16 protein-coding genes and 1 pseudogene are annotated in these 17,162 nt (G+C 67.5%); 10 read left to right on the top strand and 7 right to left on the bottom strand.

Annotated features, from left to right (window positions below; all coding sequences use genetic code 11):
• The first annotated feature begins 467 nt into the window (after positions 1-467).
• Together ACZ4NB_RS33295 and ACZ4NB_RS33290 are read left to right on the top strand one after the other, a co-directional pair.
• The gene (locus ACZ4NB_RS33295; RefSeq protein WP_467666764.1) at positions 468-950 is read left to right on the top strand and encodes an ISL3 family transposase; all 483 of its coding nucleotides are present in this window, start codon (positions 468-470) and stop codon (positions 948-950) included.
• Positions 951-1,003: 53 nt separating this feature from the next.
• A complete protein-coding gene (locus tag ACZ4NB_RS33290) occupies positions 1,004-1,654 on the top strand; it encodes a hypothetical protein (protein WP_467666763.1) in 651 nt (216 codons plus the stop codon).
• A gap of 189 nt (positions 1,655-1,843) precedes the next feature.
• On the opposite strand, the pseudogene ACZ4NB_RS33285 reads toward ACZ4NB_RS33290, so the two are convergent.
• Positions 1,844-2,060: pseudogene (locus ACZ4NB_RS33285) on the bottom strand (NF041680 family putative transposase); the annotation flags it as partial.
• 486 nt (positions 2,061-2,546) lie between these two features.
• On the opposite strand from ACZ4NB_RS33285, the gene ACZ4NB_RS33280 reads away from it, so the two are divergent.
• Entirely contained in the window at positions 2,547-3,362 is an 816-nt protein-coding gene (locus ACZ4NB_RS33280; RefSeq protein WP_467666762.1) for a DUF6042 family protein, read from the top strand.
• A 40-nt stretch (positions 3,363-3,402) separates the two neighbouring features.
• Positions 3,403-3,975 carry a P-loop NTPase family protein gene (locus ACZ4NB_RS33275; RefSeq protein ID WP_467666761.1) on the top strand — a complete coding sequence of 191 codons (573 nt, stop codon included), beginning with the start codon at positions 3,403-3,405 and terminating at the stop codon, positions 3,973-3,975.
• A 454-nt stretch (positions 3,976-4,429) separates the two neighbouring features.
• Here ACZ4NB_RS33275 and ACZ4NB_RS33270 read toward each other — a convergent pair whose 3' ends face one another.
• Complete coding sequence (locus tag ACZ4NB_RS33270) at positions 4,430-5,524, bottom strand: NAD(P)-dependent alcohol dehydrogenase (RefSeq protein WP_467666760.1); 1,095 nt, start codon at positions 5,522-5,524, stop codon at positions 4,430-4,432.
• Between the two features lie 281 nt (positions 5,525-5,805).
• A complete protein-coding gene (locus ACZ4NB_RS33265) occupies positions 5,806-6,564 on the bottom strand; it encodes a hypothetical protein (RefSeq protein ID WP_467666759.1) in 759 nt (252 codons plus the stop codon).
• Positions 6,565-8,113: 1,549 nt separating this feature from the next.
• Here ACZ4NB_RS33265 and ACZ4NB_RS33260 point away from each other — a divergent pair.
• The 3 genes from ACZ4NB_RS33260 (at position 8,114) to ACZ4NB_RS33250 (ending at position 10,751) form a co-directional block, all read left to right on the top strand.
• Positions 8,114-8,923: a hypothetical protein gene (locus ACZ4NB_RS33260; RefSeq protein WP_467666758.1), complete on the top strand. Its 810-nt coding sequence runs from the start codon at positions 8,114-8,116 to the stop codon at positions 8,921-8,923.
• 62 nt (positions 8,924-8,985) lie between these two features.
• Positions 8,986-9,744, top strand: a complete 759-nt coding sequence (locus tag ACZ4NB_RS33255; protein ID WP_467666757.1) for a hypothetical protein — start codon at positions 8,986-8,988, stop codon at positions 9,742-9,744.
• A gap of 269 nt (positions 9,745-10,013) precedes the next feature.
• A complete protein-coding gene (locus tag ACZ4NB_RS33250) occupies positions 10,014-10,751 on the top strand; it encodes a GNAT family N-acetyltransferase (protein ID WP_467666756.1) in 738 nt (245 codons plus the stop codon).
• A 171-nt stretch (positions 10,752-10,922) separates the two neighbouring features.
• Here ACZ4NB_RS33250 and ACZ4NB_RS33245 read toward each other — a convergent pair whose 3' ends face one another.
• From ACZ4NB_RS33245 to ACZ4NB_RS33230, 4 genes are all read right to left on the bottom strand, one after another.
• Positions 10,923-12,773 carry a hypothetical protein gene (locus ACZ4NB_RS33245; RefSeq protein WP_467666755.1) on the bottom strand — a complete coding sequence of 617 codons (1,851 nt, stop codon included), beginning with the start codon at positions 12,771-12,773 and terminating at the stop codon, positions 10,923-10,925.
• Positions 12,766-13,242, bottom strand: a complete 477-nt coding sequence (locus ACZ4NB_RS33240) for an ABC-three component system middle component 2 (protein WP_467666754.1) — start codon at positions 13,240-13,242, stop codon at positions 12,766-12,768. Before ACZ4NB_RS33240 ends, ACZ4NB_RS33245 begins: the two co-directional genes overlap by 8 nt.
• The gene (locus tag ACZ4NB_RS33235; protein ID WP_467666753.1) at positions 13,239-14,354 is read right to left on the bottom strand and encodes an ABC-three component system protein; all 1,116 of its coding nucleotides are present in this window, start codon (positions 14,352-14,354) and stop codon (positions 13,239-13,241) included. The genes ACZ4NB_RS33240 and ACZ4NB_RS33235 overlap by 4 nt, the downstream gene beginning before the upstream one ends.
• 520 nt (positions 14,355-14,874) lie before the next feature.
• Positions 14,875-15,099 carry a hypothetical protein gene (locus tag ACZ4NB_RS33230; protein WP_467666752.1) on the bottom strand — a complete coding sequence of 75 codons (225 nt, stop codon included), beginning with the start codon at positions 15,097-15,099 and terminating at the stop codon, positions 14,875-14,877.
• A 19-nt stretch (positions 15,100-15,118) separates the two neighbouring features.
• Here ACZ4NB_RS33230 and ACZ4NB_RS33225 point away from each other — a divergent pair, with 19 nt between their 5' ends.
• The 3 genes from ACZ4NB_RS33225 to ACZ4NB_RS33215 all read left to right on the top strand — a co-directional run bounded on the left by ACZ4NB_RS33225 (position 15,119) and on the right by ACZ4NB_RS33215 (position 17,149).
• The gene (locus ACZ4NB_RS33225; RefSeq protein ID WP_467666751.1) at positions 15,119-15,817 is read left to right on the top strand and encodes a hypothetical protein; all 699 of its coding nucleotides are present in this window, start codon (positions 15,119-15,121) and stop codon (positions 15,815-15,817) included.
• Positions 15,814-16,023: a hypothetical protein gene (locus ACZ4NB_RS33220; RefSeq protein WP_467666750.1), complete on the top strand. Its 210-nt coding sequence runs from the start codon at positions 15,814-15,816 to the stop codon at positions 16,021-16,023. The genes ACZ4NB_RS33225 and ACZ4NB_RS33220 overlap by 4 nt, the downstream gene beginning before the upstream one ends.
• Positions 16,024-16,183: 160 nt before the next feature.
• On the top strand, positions 16,184-17,149 hold the full coding sequence (locus ACZ4NB_RS33215; RefSeq protein WP_467666749.1) for an alpha/beta fold hydrolase: 966 nt from the start codon (positions 16,184-16,186) through the stop codon (positions 17,147-17,149).
• Positions 17,150-17,162 lie beyond the last annotated feature (13 nt).

The following is a 17,162-nucleotide window of genomic DNA, read 5'->3' as shown; positions in this document are numbered from 1 at the left end:
CCGCCGCTAAGTTGGCGCACGAGCACGTGGCGGCCGGGCTGTGCGTGCTGCCCGATACGGACCCCGCCCTCACCTCCAGCGGCTCAACGCCCACGCCGGCGACCACCGCACCTCTCCCCGACGTGCCGCCGATCGCCCGCAGCGCCTCAACCCGAACCCGAGGCCGTTCCGGCCGCGGACCCGTCCACGTCACCTTGGCCACAAGGACACCGGTTCGCCGACCGGACACGGGCCCGGCACACCGCCGTTCACGCCCTACTGAAGGCAGGACATAGCCGACGTTCAGTCCAGCGGCAACTCGGAATGACCTGGCGAACCGTCAAGCAGTCGCCGACGTCGCGACGCCGGAGAAACTGTTCACCGGTCAGTGGCAGAACCGGCCCTCGGCCCTCGACAACTACAAGCCCTACCTGGACAACCGCTGGAGTGAGGGCTGCACCAACGCGTGGAAGCTGTGGGAGGAGATCGTGCCGCTCGGCTACAAGGGCAGCTACCAGCGCGTTCGCGCCTACCTGCACGACAAGCGCACCTCACCCCGGCCTGTGACGGTCCGGCCTCCCTCGCCTCGAGCCGTCGCCGGATGGATCCTCCGGCACCCGGACACCCTCACCGAATCCGAGCAGCTCCAGCTCAAGGCCGTCCGGACTCACTGCCCCGAACTCGACGCCCTCACCCGCCACGTCCGTTCCTTCGCAGCCATGCTCACCGACCGCCAGGGCGAGCGCCTGCCGGACTGGCTCGACGCCGTCCGGCAAGACGACCTGCCGAGCCTCCGCACCCTCGCCGCCGGCACCAACCGCGACCGCGACGCCGATATTGCCGGGCTGACCCTGCCATGGAACTCGGGGGTCGTCGAAGGACACGTCAACCGGATCAAGATGCTCAAGCGGCAGATGTTCGGACGTGCTGGCTTCGACCTCCTCCGCAAACGCGTACTCCTAGCGCCGTGATCCCCGCCAGAAATAGCCAGACAGCCTGGGCCGCGGGACGCGACACTGAAGCAGTGCTGATCGTGGATGCCGTACTGGAAACCGTGGACACCTCTGACTTCTCTCTTTGGCCGGTGGCTGACCTGCCTCCCTACCGGATCCTGGCTCTGTCTCACCGCATGTCCACCCCCGAAGTCGGTACTGCACTGGCGACCCTGGCCGACTACAACTCCCAGACACCCGACGACGACCGTCCAGTGAGAGATGCCGACGAACAGATTCGTCGCCTGCTGGAAGCGGAGAAAGTCATCGCACCAGGCGGTCTGCGTATCCAACACACCGAAATCGGCGTCACGGTGAGGCCGGGATGCTGTTCCGGCCTGGAGGACTGGCGCGAGTGGCTCGACGTCACGAATGGGGATACTCCGTGGCTCGGCCACGATCCCTCACCAAGGATCGAGCATGCCGACCCGGTGGTCTGGCTGTGGCCCGACGGCGGAGACCAGGCAGAGGCTCCGTCTGAGCATCCCATCGAGATCCCGATGGATGACCTGGCCGGGATCCTGCATACCGTGCAAGACGGACTACGCAGCTTCCTCTCTCTCACTAGGCAGTGGGCCGCTTGCCACGTTCCGTCCCTCGCCATGGACTTGGTTGCCAAGCTCGACATAGACCTGGCCATCAGCGGACCACTGCTGAGCGACTACGGCCAACACGTACCGTGACCGACCACAGAAGCTGTGCCAGAACCACTACTGCTCGATAAAGCCACGGTTTGGACTTTCGCCGCCTCTGGTGGGCCGTTGAACGGCGGGATGCGGGCCGACGGCGCCTCGGTTGGGGAGCGCATGGGCAGGGCACTGCTTCGACTGCGAGAAGCCGGGCTGGCCGGTCGTTCCATTCTGACGCTGTGTTCAACGTCTGAGCTGGTCGCGTTCGGTGATGCTCTCGGGGCGTTTGACGGTCTCGCCCACGTCATAGCGGGGTGCAGGTCGCCTGTTCTTCGAGCCGAGGGCCGTCCCGGGCCGGGCCGTGAGGGTTTGTCTGCACACGCCGGGCAGATGAGGTGAGGGCGGAGGTGCCGGAACCCCCGACGGACCGGGCCGGAGCGAGCCTGCCAGGCCCGGCCGGCGCTGCCACCAGCTCGGTCACGCTGCAGTGCTCCGCGGCCTCGGCGGCGCGCTCGGCCCGCTGCCCACGCTGCTGAAACCAGGCGGACCGCCGCCCCCGCCCCCGGCGGCGCCGGACCGAAGCAGGGGGAACGTCATCGCGAATCTGCTGTACACCAGAACCATGCAGACCGACGAAGCATTCTGCGTGCGATGTGGCAGCGCCGACACCCGAGTTACCCGCCTCGACCAGAACAGCGCGGACGGCGACTGCCTGCACTGCGACCAGCCCTTCCATGCCACCCCGTGCCAGAACTGCGGCGGCTTCCGCATCGACGGCTCCTTCGGCGTCCCCGGCGCCCGATTCGAGAACCCCCCAAGACCGCGAAGCGCTGGACTGCGGCCACCGCAACCCACTGCGCGACCCCGGTCCGGGGTAGGAACGCTCCACGCACCACAGCGCGTACGCTGCGAGCTTTCGGCCACCTTTCGAGGAAGAGTTCACCCGATGACTGACAACCCGTCCGTGCCCGGACCGCGCCGGGACATGGCGATGCACAACGACTGGTGGGCTTCGGGCTGGGACCACGTCCTACCTCGCCAGGGCTTCCCGCTGACGATGCTGATCGGGACGGCGAGTCATTCTGACTTCACCGGCTCCCTGGACGACCTCCTGCAGGAGATCTTCGAAGGCCACTGGGACATGATCGGCGGCGACCTCGACGGCGCGCTCACCTTCTCGTGGCCCGACGAGGAATGGGACTACACCGAAGCGCCGGAAGGGCGCGAAGCATACGAGGCAAACCGCTGGGAGACGTTCGGCGCCATGCTCACAGCCGCCGGCTACCCAGTGCCCACGACCGTGCGGGACCTGTCCGAGCTCTACCTGACGTGGGGCCTGGCGCACCGTGAGCAGACACCGGACGGCACCCGATGGTCCATGCCCGCCGCACTGCCGCTGCCTGAGGACCTGCTGCCGCTGGACGCCGACCTCACCCAACGACTCGACTGGATCCGCTGGACGACGCACACCGCCCCCCTCGTCAACGCGCTCATCAAGCACCTGGTCGATGACCTGGGCGAACCGCAGGAGGTACTCACCTCCCTGGACCGCCTGGCGGCTGCCACCGGCCGCGATGCCGACGACGTCCGCATCGCCCTAACGGAACTCGTTGAGGCCGGTGACGCCCAGGCGCATCGAGGACAGGACCAGGCCGACACCGAACGGCTGGAGACGCATCAGCGCTTCCGCCTGGTCATGAACTGGGAACACTTCCACCAGACCCGCATCCAGCTGAGCGCAGAACCGACACCGAGCGACTGAGACAAGCCCTCCATACTCCGCAGCCCACCGAGAGCAGGCCATGTCAGTGGCCGCCGCTATCGTGCCGGGCGTGGTGGAACTTCAAGACACACGCCTCATCGTGATCCGCGGCAACAGCGCCTCGGGGAAGTCGTCCATCGCAGCCGGCCTGCGCAAGAAGTTCGGCCGCAACCTCGCGATCGTCGGCCAGGACAACCTGCGACGGACCGTCCTGCGCGAACGCGACCGGCCCGGGGCTGTGAACATCGGCCTGATCGATCTCACCACCCGCTACGCCCTGGACAACGGCTTCCACGTCGCCGTGGAAGGCATCCTGAACGCCGACCGCTACGGCACGATGCTCCAGGACCTGGTGCGCGCCCACTGCGACGTCTCGCCCTGCTACTACCTCAACGTGCCCTACAGCCAGACGGTGCTCCGCCACGCGACGAAACCCGATGCCGAATACCTCAAGCACGTCACCGAGGACCACCTGCGCGACTGGTACCGGGAGAACGACCTGCTGGACGACACCCTGGAGACCGTCATCGACGCCGCCAGCACCCTGGACGACACCATCCAGCAGATCCTGCGCGACAGCGGCCTGGACAGGGCGCTCCCGATCGACCGCTGACGCGAGGCGTCAGCAGCTCACCGGATGCGGGCCCCCGCCCACGCGCCGAAGGAGTACGGGGCGCACCGCCCGTGCTCGCCGCACCCGAGCATCGCTGCGATCAGAGCGGGAACACCCGACCCGGTCCAACGCCATGCCCGCACCACCGTCCGGCGCCCGTTCCACGCTTCGGCCCGCCTGCTGGATCGCGTCGGTTTCGATCGGACCGGCCATCCCGGTCTCCGACCCGAGGGTCCGGCCCTGCACACAGCATCAGACCCAGGGCCCGACAGGCGGCTCTCCTTCTCGGCCCGCTCGGCCCGCTCGGCCCGCCAGGCCCGGCCGTCGAAGGCAGAAGCTGCAGGCAGCTCGGGGCAGCCCCACACCGCGCACTCCTGAAGCGGGCAAGGCGTTCTCCACACAACGCGGGGCGGACCGACTACGCCGGTCCGCCCCGCGCAACATCGGCGAGCGGTCAGACGAAGGTGAGGACGGGCTTGATGACCTCACCGGCTACTGCTGCCTGTGCGGCCGCCTCAATCTGACTGAACGGGTACGGGCTGATCAACTTCTCCAGAGGGAGCCTGCCCTGCTCGTGGAGCGTGATGAGGCGGGGGATGAACTCCTGGGGAACCGCGTCCCCCTCGATCACGCCGCGCACCTGAATCCCCTGCCTCATCACCGTCATGATGTCGAACTCGGCCGACTTGCCGATTCCGACCAGCGCCAGCGCCCCGCGGTGCCGCAGGGCCGCGATGGCCTGGGAGATCACGATCGGCTGGCCCGTGGTGTCGATGGCGTGGTGCGGGCCGCCGGAGGTGATGTCCCGAACCGCTACCGCCACATCGTCACAGTCCGTCGGGTCGAGTGCTGCGACGGCGCCGAGGTCTCGCGCTACCGCACGGCGGGACGCGACCGGATCAACCGCGACCACCGAGCAACCCTCGGACACCGCAGCCATGACCGCGCTCAGCCCCACACTGCCGGCGCCGAACACAACGAGCGACGAACCTGCAGCCGGCTGCAGAACGTTGAGGACCGTGCCGGCACCGGTCTGCACCCCACACCCGAGCGGGGCGGCAAGAACAGGGTCGAGGTCGGCGGGGATCTTGACGCAGTTGCTCTCGTAGGCGATCGCGTACGAGGCGAAGGAGCTCTGGCCGAAGAAGTTGCCGAAGACCAGTTCGCCATCACGGGAGAGGGGGGTGCTCCCGTCGGTGCGGGTGCCGGTCGCGTTGAGGGCGGTGATACCTGCCTCGCAGTACGCGGACTGGGCCGACGCGCAATTTCCGCACGCACCGCAGCTGCGATAGCTCAGGCATACGGTGTCGCCGGCGGCAACGGTGGTCACGTCGGCACCGACAGCCTCGACCACACCGGCACCTTCATGACCGAAGACCATGGGCAAGCGCGGCTGGGGCCAGATCTGCCGGGTGCTGAGGTCGGTGTGGCAGATGCCAGCCGCAGTAATCCGCACCAGGATCTCATCCGGCCGCGGCTCCTCGATGTCGACGTCGTGAACGGTGAAGGGGCCACCAACGGACTCCACCAGGGCTGCCTGTATACGCATGGGTTGATCCTCCCCCAGAACTATCGGTCGCGCGTGCGGCCGAAGCGAGTACTCGACCGACGCGAGTACTCGGCCGCCGCGCCAAGACGCAATCAGCCGCAGGAATGTAGCCGTGTCGATGCAGAAGGCCAGCTGCGCTCCAGCTCCAGAACGAAGTAGCCAAGACACGGACTTGTCGGCTGCGATGCAGTACAACAGCCCTTGTGGTGAAGCCTGGGCCACCAATCACGCCGCGCACGAGCCCACAACAATGCTGCCGGCAGAACTCGCGAAGCCCTGACTCAGCCGGCCGGAAGCTTGGCGATGGCCGCTTCGATATGCCGGTCGACCAGGGCGGGCGCGCCCGCGAGTATCACCAGTACGTTGCCGCGGCGCACAGCGGCCGTCTTCAGCACCTGCGACCCTCCTGGGCCGGTGAGCGTGGTCGTGTAGGCGTAGGCATCTGGCCCAGGGACGGGCGCGTCGCCCTTGCGCACGGTCACGGTGAGAGGGGTGCTGCCAGAGGTCATGGTGTAGGCGGGGCAGGACGTCTGAGCATGCACGAGCCTGCGCAACCCTGCTGACAGTTTGGACGGCGCATCGCTGTGTAGTTCCTCGCCCAGCGTCGAATCCGCGCCGAACGTGAAGCCGGCGGAGGTCTTCGCCGCGAACTGCACTTCGTCGCTGTGTTTGCCCAACTCCTCCAAAGCGGGACAGCCACTCACACCCATGTCGTCGTACCGGTGAGGATCGGCGGCCTTCTCATCATCGGGGGTCTCGGTCTGCGTATATCCCGGTCCCAAGTCATCAGCGGTCAGCAGATAGGTACGCAACTGCTTGCCTCGGACGGGTTTGAGGTCTGCAGGGGAAACCGAGGCCGAGGGCGATCCGGGAGTTGTCGCCCTGGAGCCTGTCGGCTTGGCCTCGTGCCTTCCAACGGCGGGCGTGCTGCCACAGCCGGCCGCCAGAGCCAGGATCCCGAAGGCAGCCGCTGCCGCCACCCCGCTGATTCGACGCTGCTTGCCCGGCATCAACCAACCCCCGTTATCGACAAAGGACATAACCTTATCGACAGCCGGTCATCCATGGTCACGAAGTCTCGCGGGGTGACGTGACCTTTTCCCTCTACCCTGCCAAGGCCGACGTCTACAACGCCTCACCGCCGGGCGGTGACGGGGTGAGCTCGGTGGTCGGGGTCGCCGACCGCGCCCTTTCAGAGCCGACTGCCTGCCGACCGTGGCGTTACGCCCATCGCACGCCGAGTTCGCGAAGTGCGGTGCGCTGTGTGTCGGTGCGCTGTGTATCGGTTGTCGGTGAGTTTGTGGCGACCGGTTTTGGTGTTGGTGATCCATACGCCGAGCCGGACGGCTACCGGTCCGTCTCGCCCTCGACCGTGATCTCCTCTGTGTGGCCGCGCCGGACCGGCTGACCCGCACCTTCCCACTCCACCCACTGACCGAGGGCTGCCAGGCATCCCTGGAAGGCAGCCTGCGCCTTGTTTCGACTCGAAGGAACCAACCCTCGGCCGGTTCCTTGGCTGAGCGCTCCAGTACCTCGTCGCCTGACCGGTGAGCCCGTAGACGGAGGAGACCCGGTGTCTTCCAGATCCCTCTTCTGCTCATCGCCCTGCTGGCGGCCATCTACATGGGGATCGTGGCTTACGACCTCGCCCGTCGCAACGGTTCCTCTCCACCCGACGCGGCGCTGGTCGAGGGCAGCGCCGCAGCCGGCCTCCTGGAGCTCTATCCGCAAGGCGTCGGCACCCATGGGTGACAGCCCGCTGCGGGGCGGCGGCGGGCTCGCCACCGCCTCTGTGGGGCGCACTTCGAAGGACGTTCGAACTTAGTATGGTCAGGGGGGATGCACATCGCGCAGACGGCGTCGGCGCCGCGTCATGAGGTATCGGACACCGTGGGCAAGGGAACTGCCATACGCACCGATGGCGCGGCTGGGCCGGCGCATTTGGGAGGATGCGCCGGGCGGCTCACGCACCAAAGCCGCTCCCCTGATCCTCCCCTCTTGTCGAGGTAGCCCTGTATGACGGCGGTCGAAGCTCCCCGACCCAACGGCCAGGACAAGCGGCCGTTGTTCCCGGACCAGGTCGAGACAGTGCAGCGGGCGCTCAAGCAGCTGCGCCGCCCTGGAACCCGTGGACTGTATGTAGCGGCGACGGGCACCGGTGACAAATCCACGAAGGATCACTGCATGAGTGGTGCGTTGAGCTGCGGATCTAGTGATCGTTGCGGGATTCCTGGTCGTCGTGCGGTCTTGATCTGAGCTGGGGTTTCCGTGGAGGTCCAGGAGTCAAAGAGCCCTCTGAGGTGCGAGTTTAGTGATCGTTCCGGAATCTAGTGATCGTCGAAGGATTTTCTACTGCCGGGTGGATCAGGCGGAGCGAGTCTGAGCTGGTCAGCGGTGGTGTGGTGGCGTGGGGGAGTGAGGTGGGCCAAGAGCGCGGCTGCGGGCGTGGTCGGGGGTGACAAGCTGGTTGGCTGGCGTCGTGCAAGGAGGTTGATCTCTGCGTATCCATGATCAGGAGGAGGACCCTGGCAAGGTGCCCGTCGTACCGTTTCCCGGTGGGGTGTCAGTGCCCGCTCCTAGGCTGTGGACATGACGTCAGCGAGGCCCAAGCGCCTGGTCGGTGAACTCCCGGGCGATCCCGCCCGGTTGCATCTGCACTACGGTCACGGGCATCCCGCGGTGCCCTACGACTTCGAGGACACTCTGGAGTCCTGGTATGTCAAGGTCACCTATGGGATGGCGGGTGACGAGGAGTGGGAGGACGAGGAGGGCGAGGGAAGCCGTGCTCCGGCTGCGGGCACCGAGGTCGGGCATGTGATCCTGTGGCGGCTGCGTGATGACACCGGTGACAGTGGGTGGGAGGCGGCGGATGCCGAGTCCGGTGATCTCGAGGTCATTGCCGCAGCCGTTCTCGGTCGGTCTGGACGCGCGGGCTACAGTGCCGCGTTCGAGAAGGCCGTCACCCATCCTGTCGGTGATCTGCTGATCCTCGACCGTGTCCATCTCGACAGGGCATGGAGGGGCTTCGGGCTGGGACCGATCCTGGTGGCCGAGACGATCCGCCGCCTGTCCGGCGGCTGTTGTGCGGTGGCGGCGTACCCGGCCATGGGCGAATACCCCGAGGACCGCGAGCAGGTCACCGAGGCGTCCCGCCGCCAGGCGAAGAAGAAGATCGCCGCGCTGTGGGAGAGCATCGGCTTCCAGCAGTTCCGCCGCGGGGTCTGGCTCCTGGACACCGCCCTGCGGCAGCCGGAGGAACTCATGCTCGCCCGTCGCGCTGAACTGCACGCGCTCAGCGCGGACTTCCAGCGGCCCGGCCTCTCTCGGAGCGGTCCGGTGGACGCTGTGAACGTCGTGGAAGACGGCAGCGAGGTGTCAGTGGCGCCGCGTACGATCTGACTCTTCCTGCGGGCGCTGCAGCGCAGATGGGAAGGCACACCGACGCAGGGGAGCGGGGCATCGTGGGGGAGCAGCAGCCGACGGACGGGGACATCCAGGACGCGCTGGGGCGGGCACGGCTGCGTCTGACGGAGTTGGGCTTCTTCAAGACGCAGGACGGACTGCGGTGGGCAGCCGCTTACGGGCTGGTCCGGTCCGTGTGGCGCAACGGCCCGATCGAGAACGCGCATGCCTCACGGTCGACCAGTCGGCGCAAGGCATTGCACGACGGGACGATGTTCGCCCGCAACACCTGGCTCGCCCGGCAGGCCTTCGACGTTCTGGGCTCCGACGACCAGTTCCGTCTCTACGAGCTGGAGGACCTGGTCCTGGACCGGGACCAGGTCTGGCCGGGATGTGCGGGAACCCTGACGGACTTCGGCTGGGGATTCCTCGGAGACATCAAGAAGCACGCGAAACAGCGCATCGACCTGCTCGCGCACTTCGAGCAGAGGCTGTCGCCGGACGACTTCCTCGTCTTCGCCAGCGCACCTTGGTTCGGGGCCCGCGACGACCACTACGGGATGCCGAGATGGCCTGTCTGCGTGGAAGCAGCGGCGTGCCGCCTGCGTGGCGAGGACGAGGAGTTCTGGCGTGCGGAGGGCGACTGGATGACCCGGATCGGCCCGGCGCCAGCTGCCGTCACCGCGGACCTTGAGGTAACCCGGGAACTGCTGCTGGAGTCGCCGTGGGAACTGGGCGCCGAGAACCTGGACTGGTTCGCCTGGAACCCGATCCTGCGACCACGCTGCACGCAGGGATCTGAAGAGGCCCTGGGCTGATCGTCTCGGGATGTAGTGATCGGCGCGGGATTTCTGCACGGCTGCGTGGTCCGGGTAGCTAGGTTTGCGCTGGTCAGGGATTGGTCTGGTGGATCGTGTCTGTGGCCGAGTGCCGGAGAGAAGCAAGGGTGCGGACTGGGAGTGGGTCGTCTACGCGCTGGACAGGCAGGTCGATAGCGCCTGCCTGCCGAACTCGCTGTCCGAGCTGCGTGGGCGGTGGCGAGCCCGGTCACCGGGTCCGGCGGCGAGGCGGGGGGTAGTTCTCGGGGATGGCGAAGAAGAAGACCAAGACGGAGACGGGATCTTCGGCGGGGCTGGTCTGGCTGACGCGGCGGCAGATGCTGGATGGTGTGCCCGGACCGGACGGGGTGCGGATCGGGTTCGCTGCGCCGGAGGAGGCCAGCGCGGTGACCGCCTTGTTGAAGGCGGCCGCCGACGACCTGGAGACCGGTCATCTCGAAGCGCTCGCCCGGGGGCGGTGCGGGACGTGGCTGCTGGATGCCCTCGCGGGCGCTGACTTGGGCGAGCCGCTCGTACGGGCGACGATGGCCGGTGAACTCCAGTCTGCGGCAGCGGAGTTGTCCCTGCTGTTGGTTGCTCGGGACGGCGACGGGCAGGTGATCGGGGCGCTGCTGGGTGTCCCGTCCGGCACGGTCGTTTCCGGGTTATCCCGGTTGCCGGTGTCTCGGCAGCAGATCCTGATGTCGATGCTGGCGTACGCGAAGATCAAGGCGGTCGCGGTGTCCGAGGACGCCCGCGGGTGTGGGATCGGAGCCGCGCTGCTGAAGCGGTGCGTGCAGTTGTACGGGCAACTGGATTACACGTTGCTGTTCGGCGAGTTCGACACCGGGCGCGATCTGGGGCCGTACTACACACGGCAGGGCTTCAACGTGCTGCGGCCTGGGCAGGCCGTCGACGTCGGGACCCTGCTCGTCGGCGTACCGCTTCATCTCGGGGCGGGACCGGGTCTGAGGTTGTTCTACCGGTGGCGTGCACGCGGCAGGTGACCGTCTGGCGGGGTATCGGCGAACGGGCTGTGCATGGCACCGGACTGGGGCTGCTGGGTGACGCTATGCGCCACACCTGTTTCCGGCAGCCCGGGCGCCGGCCCCGGCGAGAGGTGGACACCGCCTTCACCACCAGTACGTCGGCGGAGTCGCTGACGCTGCTGTATCCGATTACTGCGTCGGCAAGGACGAAGACGTGAGAGGGAAGAATCCGAAGCGCTGGCCGTGGGCCTCGCGGCTGAACATGTAGACCTGCGCCTGATCGAGGATGTCCGACGGCGGGTCGGTGTTCTCCACGACGATGGCCTGGCCGTGGAAGGCGTTGAGCAGATGCCGGTAGAAGTGCCGGGGCACGCTCTGGCGCAGATCCGCCTCCCGCACCCCGGGTTCCCGGAAGGTGACCAGGGGGGAGTCCAGCACAATGAAGCCGGGATGGCTGCGCCGTTGCTCCAGGCAGTAGTCGGCCAGAGCTGTGGTGAAGGCGGCGTGCAGGACGGCACGCATGCCCTTGCCGTGGCCGGAACGGGACCGGTCGCCCACATACAGCTCCGCCGTGTACTGGTCGTAGGTCACCTCCTCCTCCCGCCGTACCTGCCAGGCATCCAGCGTCCGCTCGACGGTGCGATCGAAGCCGGTCAGCGTGGCGGGCGGGATGCCGCGGCTGGGCTGCCCACCCGGCTGGGCCTCTTCGGAGACCAGTTGCGCTCTGACGTCTTCCAGCTCCTCGATCCGTGCGTGCAGGCCGAGTTCGTTCTCCAGGCGGGAGCGGGCGGCCATCACCTCGGCCACCTCGTCCTGCAGGGGGTTGAGTTCCTCGCGTTCGATGCGGGTGATCTCGGCGTCCGCCTGCTCGGCCAAGGCGGCTTGCGCGGCCTGGTCTTCGGCCACGTACTCACGCTGAGAGCGCAGGTCGTCGATGGTGAGCAGCAGGTCGGCCAGGAGCGTGCGGGTCTTGGTGCTTTCAGCGGTGACGGCCTGGTGCAGGGCGGTGGTTTCCATGGAGTCGTGACCGGCTTGCTGGTGGTGGGGCTCTGCGCCGCAGAACACGCACGGGCCGCTGCGGAAGTAGCCGAGCAGGCTGCCGGCCTCGCTGACCATGCCCAGGCGGGCCAGGTCGGACTCGTACTGGGCGCGCAGCAGCTCGAACCGGCCCAGCAGGTCATCGGTCTCTGCCAGGCGCTGCGCGTAGCGGGCCAGCGCCACGGACAGGGTCGCGCGGTCGGAGGCCGCCTGCGCGTGACGGCGGGTGACGTTCCGCAGCGACTCGGCGCGGTTTTCTTGATGTTCCAGCAGCCGCCGCAGCTGTTGCTGCAGCTGACTCTGGTTGGCCTCGCGTGAGGCCAGTTGGCGCTGCAGTCCGAGGATTAGGTCGTCCAGCAGGCTGATCTTGCCTTTGTGGACGCGGCGCTGTGCCTGGTTGAGGCGGCTGGGCGAGGGCTGCTCGCCCGCCCCGGTGAGCAGGAGCTTGAGGGCCGACTTGTGCGCGGTCTGGCCGCTGGTGCCCGAGGTGCGCAGGACGGGGGAGACCTTCGAGACCATGCGGGTCTCGCTGATCAGGCACAGGTGTAGCAGGTCCCGGAAGCCGGCGAGTTTGGTGCCACCGGAGTCGTTGGTGGCCAGCAGCGAGCCGTCGAGCCCGATACGCTCCATCAGGTAGCGGGAGAGGTTCTTGGTGGTCCGGGGGCTGTGCTGGGCGGAGAGCACCAGGTCCGGCGACCGGTAGACGAGGTCGCGGATATCGTCCTCGAAGACGCTGACCCGCCCGGACTGAGGCGCTCGCATCAGGGTGATGACCGATGCGTCGGGCAAGGCGATGCCCAGCAGGATCTGCGAGTAGCCTTCGGCCTCGGGGATGAGGTTCAGCTTGCGGGCGCCGAGCATGTAGTCAATCGACTCGGTGACGAACGACTTGCCGGTGTCCGAGGCGCCGTAGACGATCGTCAGGCGGGGGTCGAAGTCCACGCGGGCCGTCTCGCGGCCCATGCCGGCGTAGGTCAGATGCAGCAGGCGCAGCTCAGTCATCATCGCCTCCCTGGCGCGGCAGACGGCTCTCGAACGTCTCCATCCACCGCTGTGTGATGTCGTCCGTGGCGGCACGGCTGTCCGCCGGGACGCGGTGATGGAAGGCCAGCGCCCACTGCGCCCGCTCCCGCAGGGCTCCGACATATGGGGCCTCGAGCAAGTCGAGGAAGCCCGGGCCTTCCTCGCTCGCCCGGTACATCAGCCCGCTGTCGTCCGCCTGCACGTCGGCCAGCCCCGCGCGCATCAGCACCACCAGTCCCTGCTCGAGCAGTTGGCGCTTCATGGCCAGTTCGCCCGGGCCGGCCGGCAGTGACGGGTGCACACTGGGCGGCCCGTCCATCTCGCCGCTGTGCAGCATCGCGTAATCCAGATACACCAGTTGAGCCAGGTCCAGCGGCCGGGGAAAGGAGGCTGCGAGCAGCACCAGAGCGCGCACACCGACCTCCAGCGGGCTGTTGAGCGCTCTCACGTCTCCTCCTCGACCCAGGTCAGCCGGTCGTCGTTGGCGAGCTGGTGACAGATGCCCATGCGGTCAATGGGCTCCACCACGTGGACCAGGACGTTCGTTCCCAGCTGCATGTCGCGTGCCGCGTCCTGCACCGCGTTGAGCCGGTCGAATCCGGTGGCGAAGTCCCGCCAGGTCACGTTGACGACACCGTCGTAGACGTTCTTCTGCAGCGATTCGAAGGTGCCCTCCGGCACGCTGTCACGGGCGAACACCCGTAGTTGCTCGGCGCAGTAGAAGGCTTCCCGCTGGTGCTGCAGGTGAGAGCCCGCCTTGGAATGCGCGCGCACCTGCCCCATCGCTCCGGGGTCACAGCCCCACTTCTCCTGGTAGACGTCCAGGAGCTTTTGGATGTACCGGGTTTCCACCGGTGTGTGCTCCGGCGGGGGCGCCTGACGGGCCTCGCGGTCCGGCAGCCGCGTGCCGAACCTGCGCACGTGATACGGCGTGGTGGCGTGCTGCTCGAGGATCCGGTCGAGATTGGCCGCCTCGAAGCGGGCGAAGTCCGTCTCCCGGGCCAGCTCCAGCGCCGCTCCGAGCGGATCTGCGCCGTACTCCGCGGTCAGCCGGTCGGCACCCTTGGCGACCCAGTCGAGGAACGACTCCTTCAGCTCCGCGGGCTTGGCCAGCAGTTGCGTGAGTGAGGCGCCGATCCTGGGTGCCACGAAGACGTAACGCTCGGGCAGAGTGCGGTACTTGCCGCCGGCCACCACTGCGATGATCTTCAGTATCTCTACATAGGCAATGGCCGGGGTGAGCGCCTTCCCGTAGTGCTTGCACTGATAGCAGTGCCACCGGTCGTCCGTCCGGTGCGCCGTGAGGAACGCGGCGACATCGGCGCCGCCGTCGTGGGCGCCGCCCAGCTGCATCACGTCCACGTATTCCTCCTCCTTCAGCGCCAGCAGCCACTCGTAGACGAACTCCTCGAACTGAGTCGGCGAGTGATGCGCGAGGATCTGCTTGGGCGTCACCGCAGGGCCTGTCGCCATCATGGGGGACAGCACTGTCACTGGGACCTGCGACGGCTTCGGCACCTCGGAGAACAGCGGCTCGGCGGAGCCGTCGGGTGAACTCATGCATCCCCCGTCGCATGATCATGATCGTTGCCCAGGGCACGTTCTTACCATTACCCGCCGTGTCCCGAAAGCGTGCATTCCGCCATTCAGGACCGGTGTGGCCGAGGTGTGGCATCTCGGGGTGAGGGGCTGACGGCGAAGCCCCCGCGTATGGCGTCCGGTGCCGCCGCCCGGGAGTCTTCTGTTGCCGGGTGGATCCTCAACCGGCCTGTCACGCACCGACGGCTCCCCGGCGGCTGTGCCGCGGAAGGCGCTGGTTGCTCCGGGGGCGCCGCATGTGCTCGCGACAACAGCAATGATGGAAAGGCTGTGTGACATCAGGTACACGGCCTCCATCGAGACGATCGACAACGGCCGGGCCGGCATGCTGCTCGGCGCCCTGAACGTCTGGCAGGCTGAGTGCCGCCGCGCGCTGCCGACGGGCCCGGAAGGAACGGCAGACGACACTACGGCAAGCGCACCGTCAACCACCTAAGCAGCGGCTCTGCACCGGCCGCCCGCTGATGGCCCGCGGTATGTTTTAGTAGCGGATCTGGGCTGTCGCGGCGTCCATCTTCTTCATGGTGATGTTCTCGCTGCCGCTGCGGATCGCGATGACGGCGGCGGTGGAGACGACATAGGCGAGGGCTTTGAAGTAACCGCCGGTGCGCTGGTGCAGTACGGCTGCATGTTGGCTCAGGGCGTTCTCTTCCAGCTGGTACAAGCTCAGGTCGGCCTCGAAGCTCGCCAGGACGCGCCGGAACATCTCCTGTTCCTCGGCCTTGGTGCCCAGGGGCAGGGGGTGCAGCCAGGTCGACGAGCGGCTGGACGATGACGGGAAGCTGCTCGCCTACGACCGCTCCCAGGTCGTCCCCTACGGCTTCCGCCACGCCTACGCCCAGCGCCACGCGGACGCCGGAACCCGGCCTGACGTCCTCAAGGAGCTCATGGATCACCGCTCCCTGGACGTCACGATGGGCTACTACAAGGTCTCACTCAGCAGAAAGCAGGAAGCCATCAAGACGGTGGCCAAGCTCGCCGTGGACCGGCACGGCACCCCTCAGGGCTTCGGCGATCCACTGGCCTATGAAGTCGAGAGCGTCGCGGTCCCCTATGGCGGCTGCACCGAGCCGAGCAACGTCCAGGCCGGCGGCGGGCACTGCCGCATCCGCTTCCAGTGCGCCGGCTGCGACTTCTACCGGCCCGACCCTTCCTACCTGCCCGCCCTGGAACAGCAGATGGCGGACCTGCGGGCCGACAAGGAAGGCGCACTGGCCATGGACGCCGCCGACTGGATAGTGCGCAGTTTCGACGACCAAATCCGCGCCTACTCGAAGTCGGTCGACGAGATGCGCCGCCAGCTCGACCAGCTACCAGAGGACGAGCGAGCCACCGTGGAGGCAGCCTCCCGCGAACTGCGCAAGGCCCGCTCGGCCGCCGCGTTCATCCCCGTCCGGTCGCTGAAGACTCGGAGCGCCCAGTGAGCCGAACTGCCCCTCCCGGCACTCCGGGCCGGGAGGGGCGAGTCCAACGCCTCCGTGCCGCCCGCGCCAAGGACAGCGAGGTCAAAACGGCCCGCGCTCTGGGCGTCGTGCGCGACCTCCTCACGTCCGGCCAGCGGGTGACCTCGGCCCACGTGGCCCGCGAGGCGTCCGTATCCACCTGGTTCGTCTACAACCAGCCTCAGTAGATGTTTTTCATCCTCAAAGCCTGTGCGACTGTCCGGCTGAGCGCGCTCGTACGACAACCGACCGCGGTCGGGGGCAGAGGTCGGTAGCCGCAGGTGTGCGGAGGTCATGTTGCCCCGACAGTTGCCCCTGACGTAGGGGCAACCTCTCAACATGGTTGGCATGGCTATGAGAAGCAACGCGCTCGCGGTCGACGGACTGTACAAGTCGTACGGCGACCACGAGGTATTCGCCGGAGTCGACCAGAGACTTCACCAACGGACAATCACCGGCATGCCGACTGGCGACGGCGGGGAGCGGGTCGAGAGAGGTGACAGGACGATGCGGCACTTCGCGGTCCACCACGACGGCGTCACAATCCAGGTATCCCACGGTGGCCGGGGACGACCGCTGGTCCTGTGTCCTGGACTGAGTTCGACACAGGCCGATCTGCACGAGCTGACCGAGCTGCTGCGGCGCGACCACGACGTGGTGACCTTCGACCTCAGGGGCCATGGCCTCGCCTCGGCCGCCGACCGGTACTCCTTCGAGGCGTTTCTCAGCGATCTCGTTGCCGTGATGGCGGAGCTGGGGCGCCTCGGGCAGACCGAGACGCCCGTGCTCGTGGGCTACTCGCTGGGCGCGGACCTGGCCGTGCACTATGCCTCCGAGCGTCCTGACACCGTCGCCGAGCTTGTCCTCATCGACGGGGCGAACCCGGTGCCCGAACCATTCATCACCGAGGCAGACTTGGCCGAGTTCCGCGCGATGTGGGAGGAACAGGCGGCGCGGCAAGAGGCCGAGCGTGCCAAGGGCACCGCGCGTCAGGTGATGCTCAGCGCACAGGACATCCTCGACCTGAATCTCGAGCTCGATGTGCGTCGGTCCGGAATCCTCGACCAGTACCGGAAGATCGACCGCCCGATAAGCCTGATCATGTCTACCTCGATCGCCGGCTACAGCACCGAAGGGCGTGCACCGCGGCACAACCAGCTCTGGCGTGCCGGCATCGAGCGGCTCGTCCGCGAGCGGCCGCACGTCTCCACGTCCTGGGTCGACGCCGACCACCGGCTGGTCTTCACCCACGCCCCGGAAATCTCCCAGATCATCCGGAGCGCACACCATCCAGCCGGCAGGCCAACGTCTTGAACAGCTCCTGGGA

Source organism: Streptomyces sp. NPDC026575, from assembly GCF_055567415.1.
The sequence above is the reverse complement of the archived record's forward strand: the minus strand, read 5'-3'. Positions and strand labels throughout refer to the sequence as shown.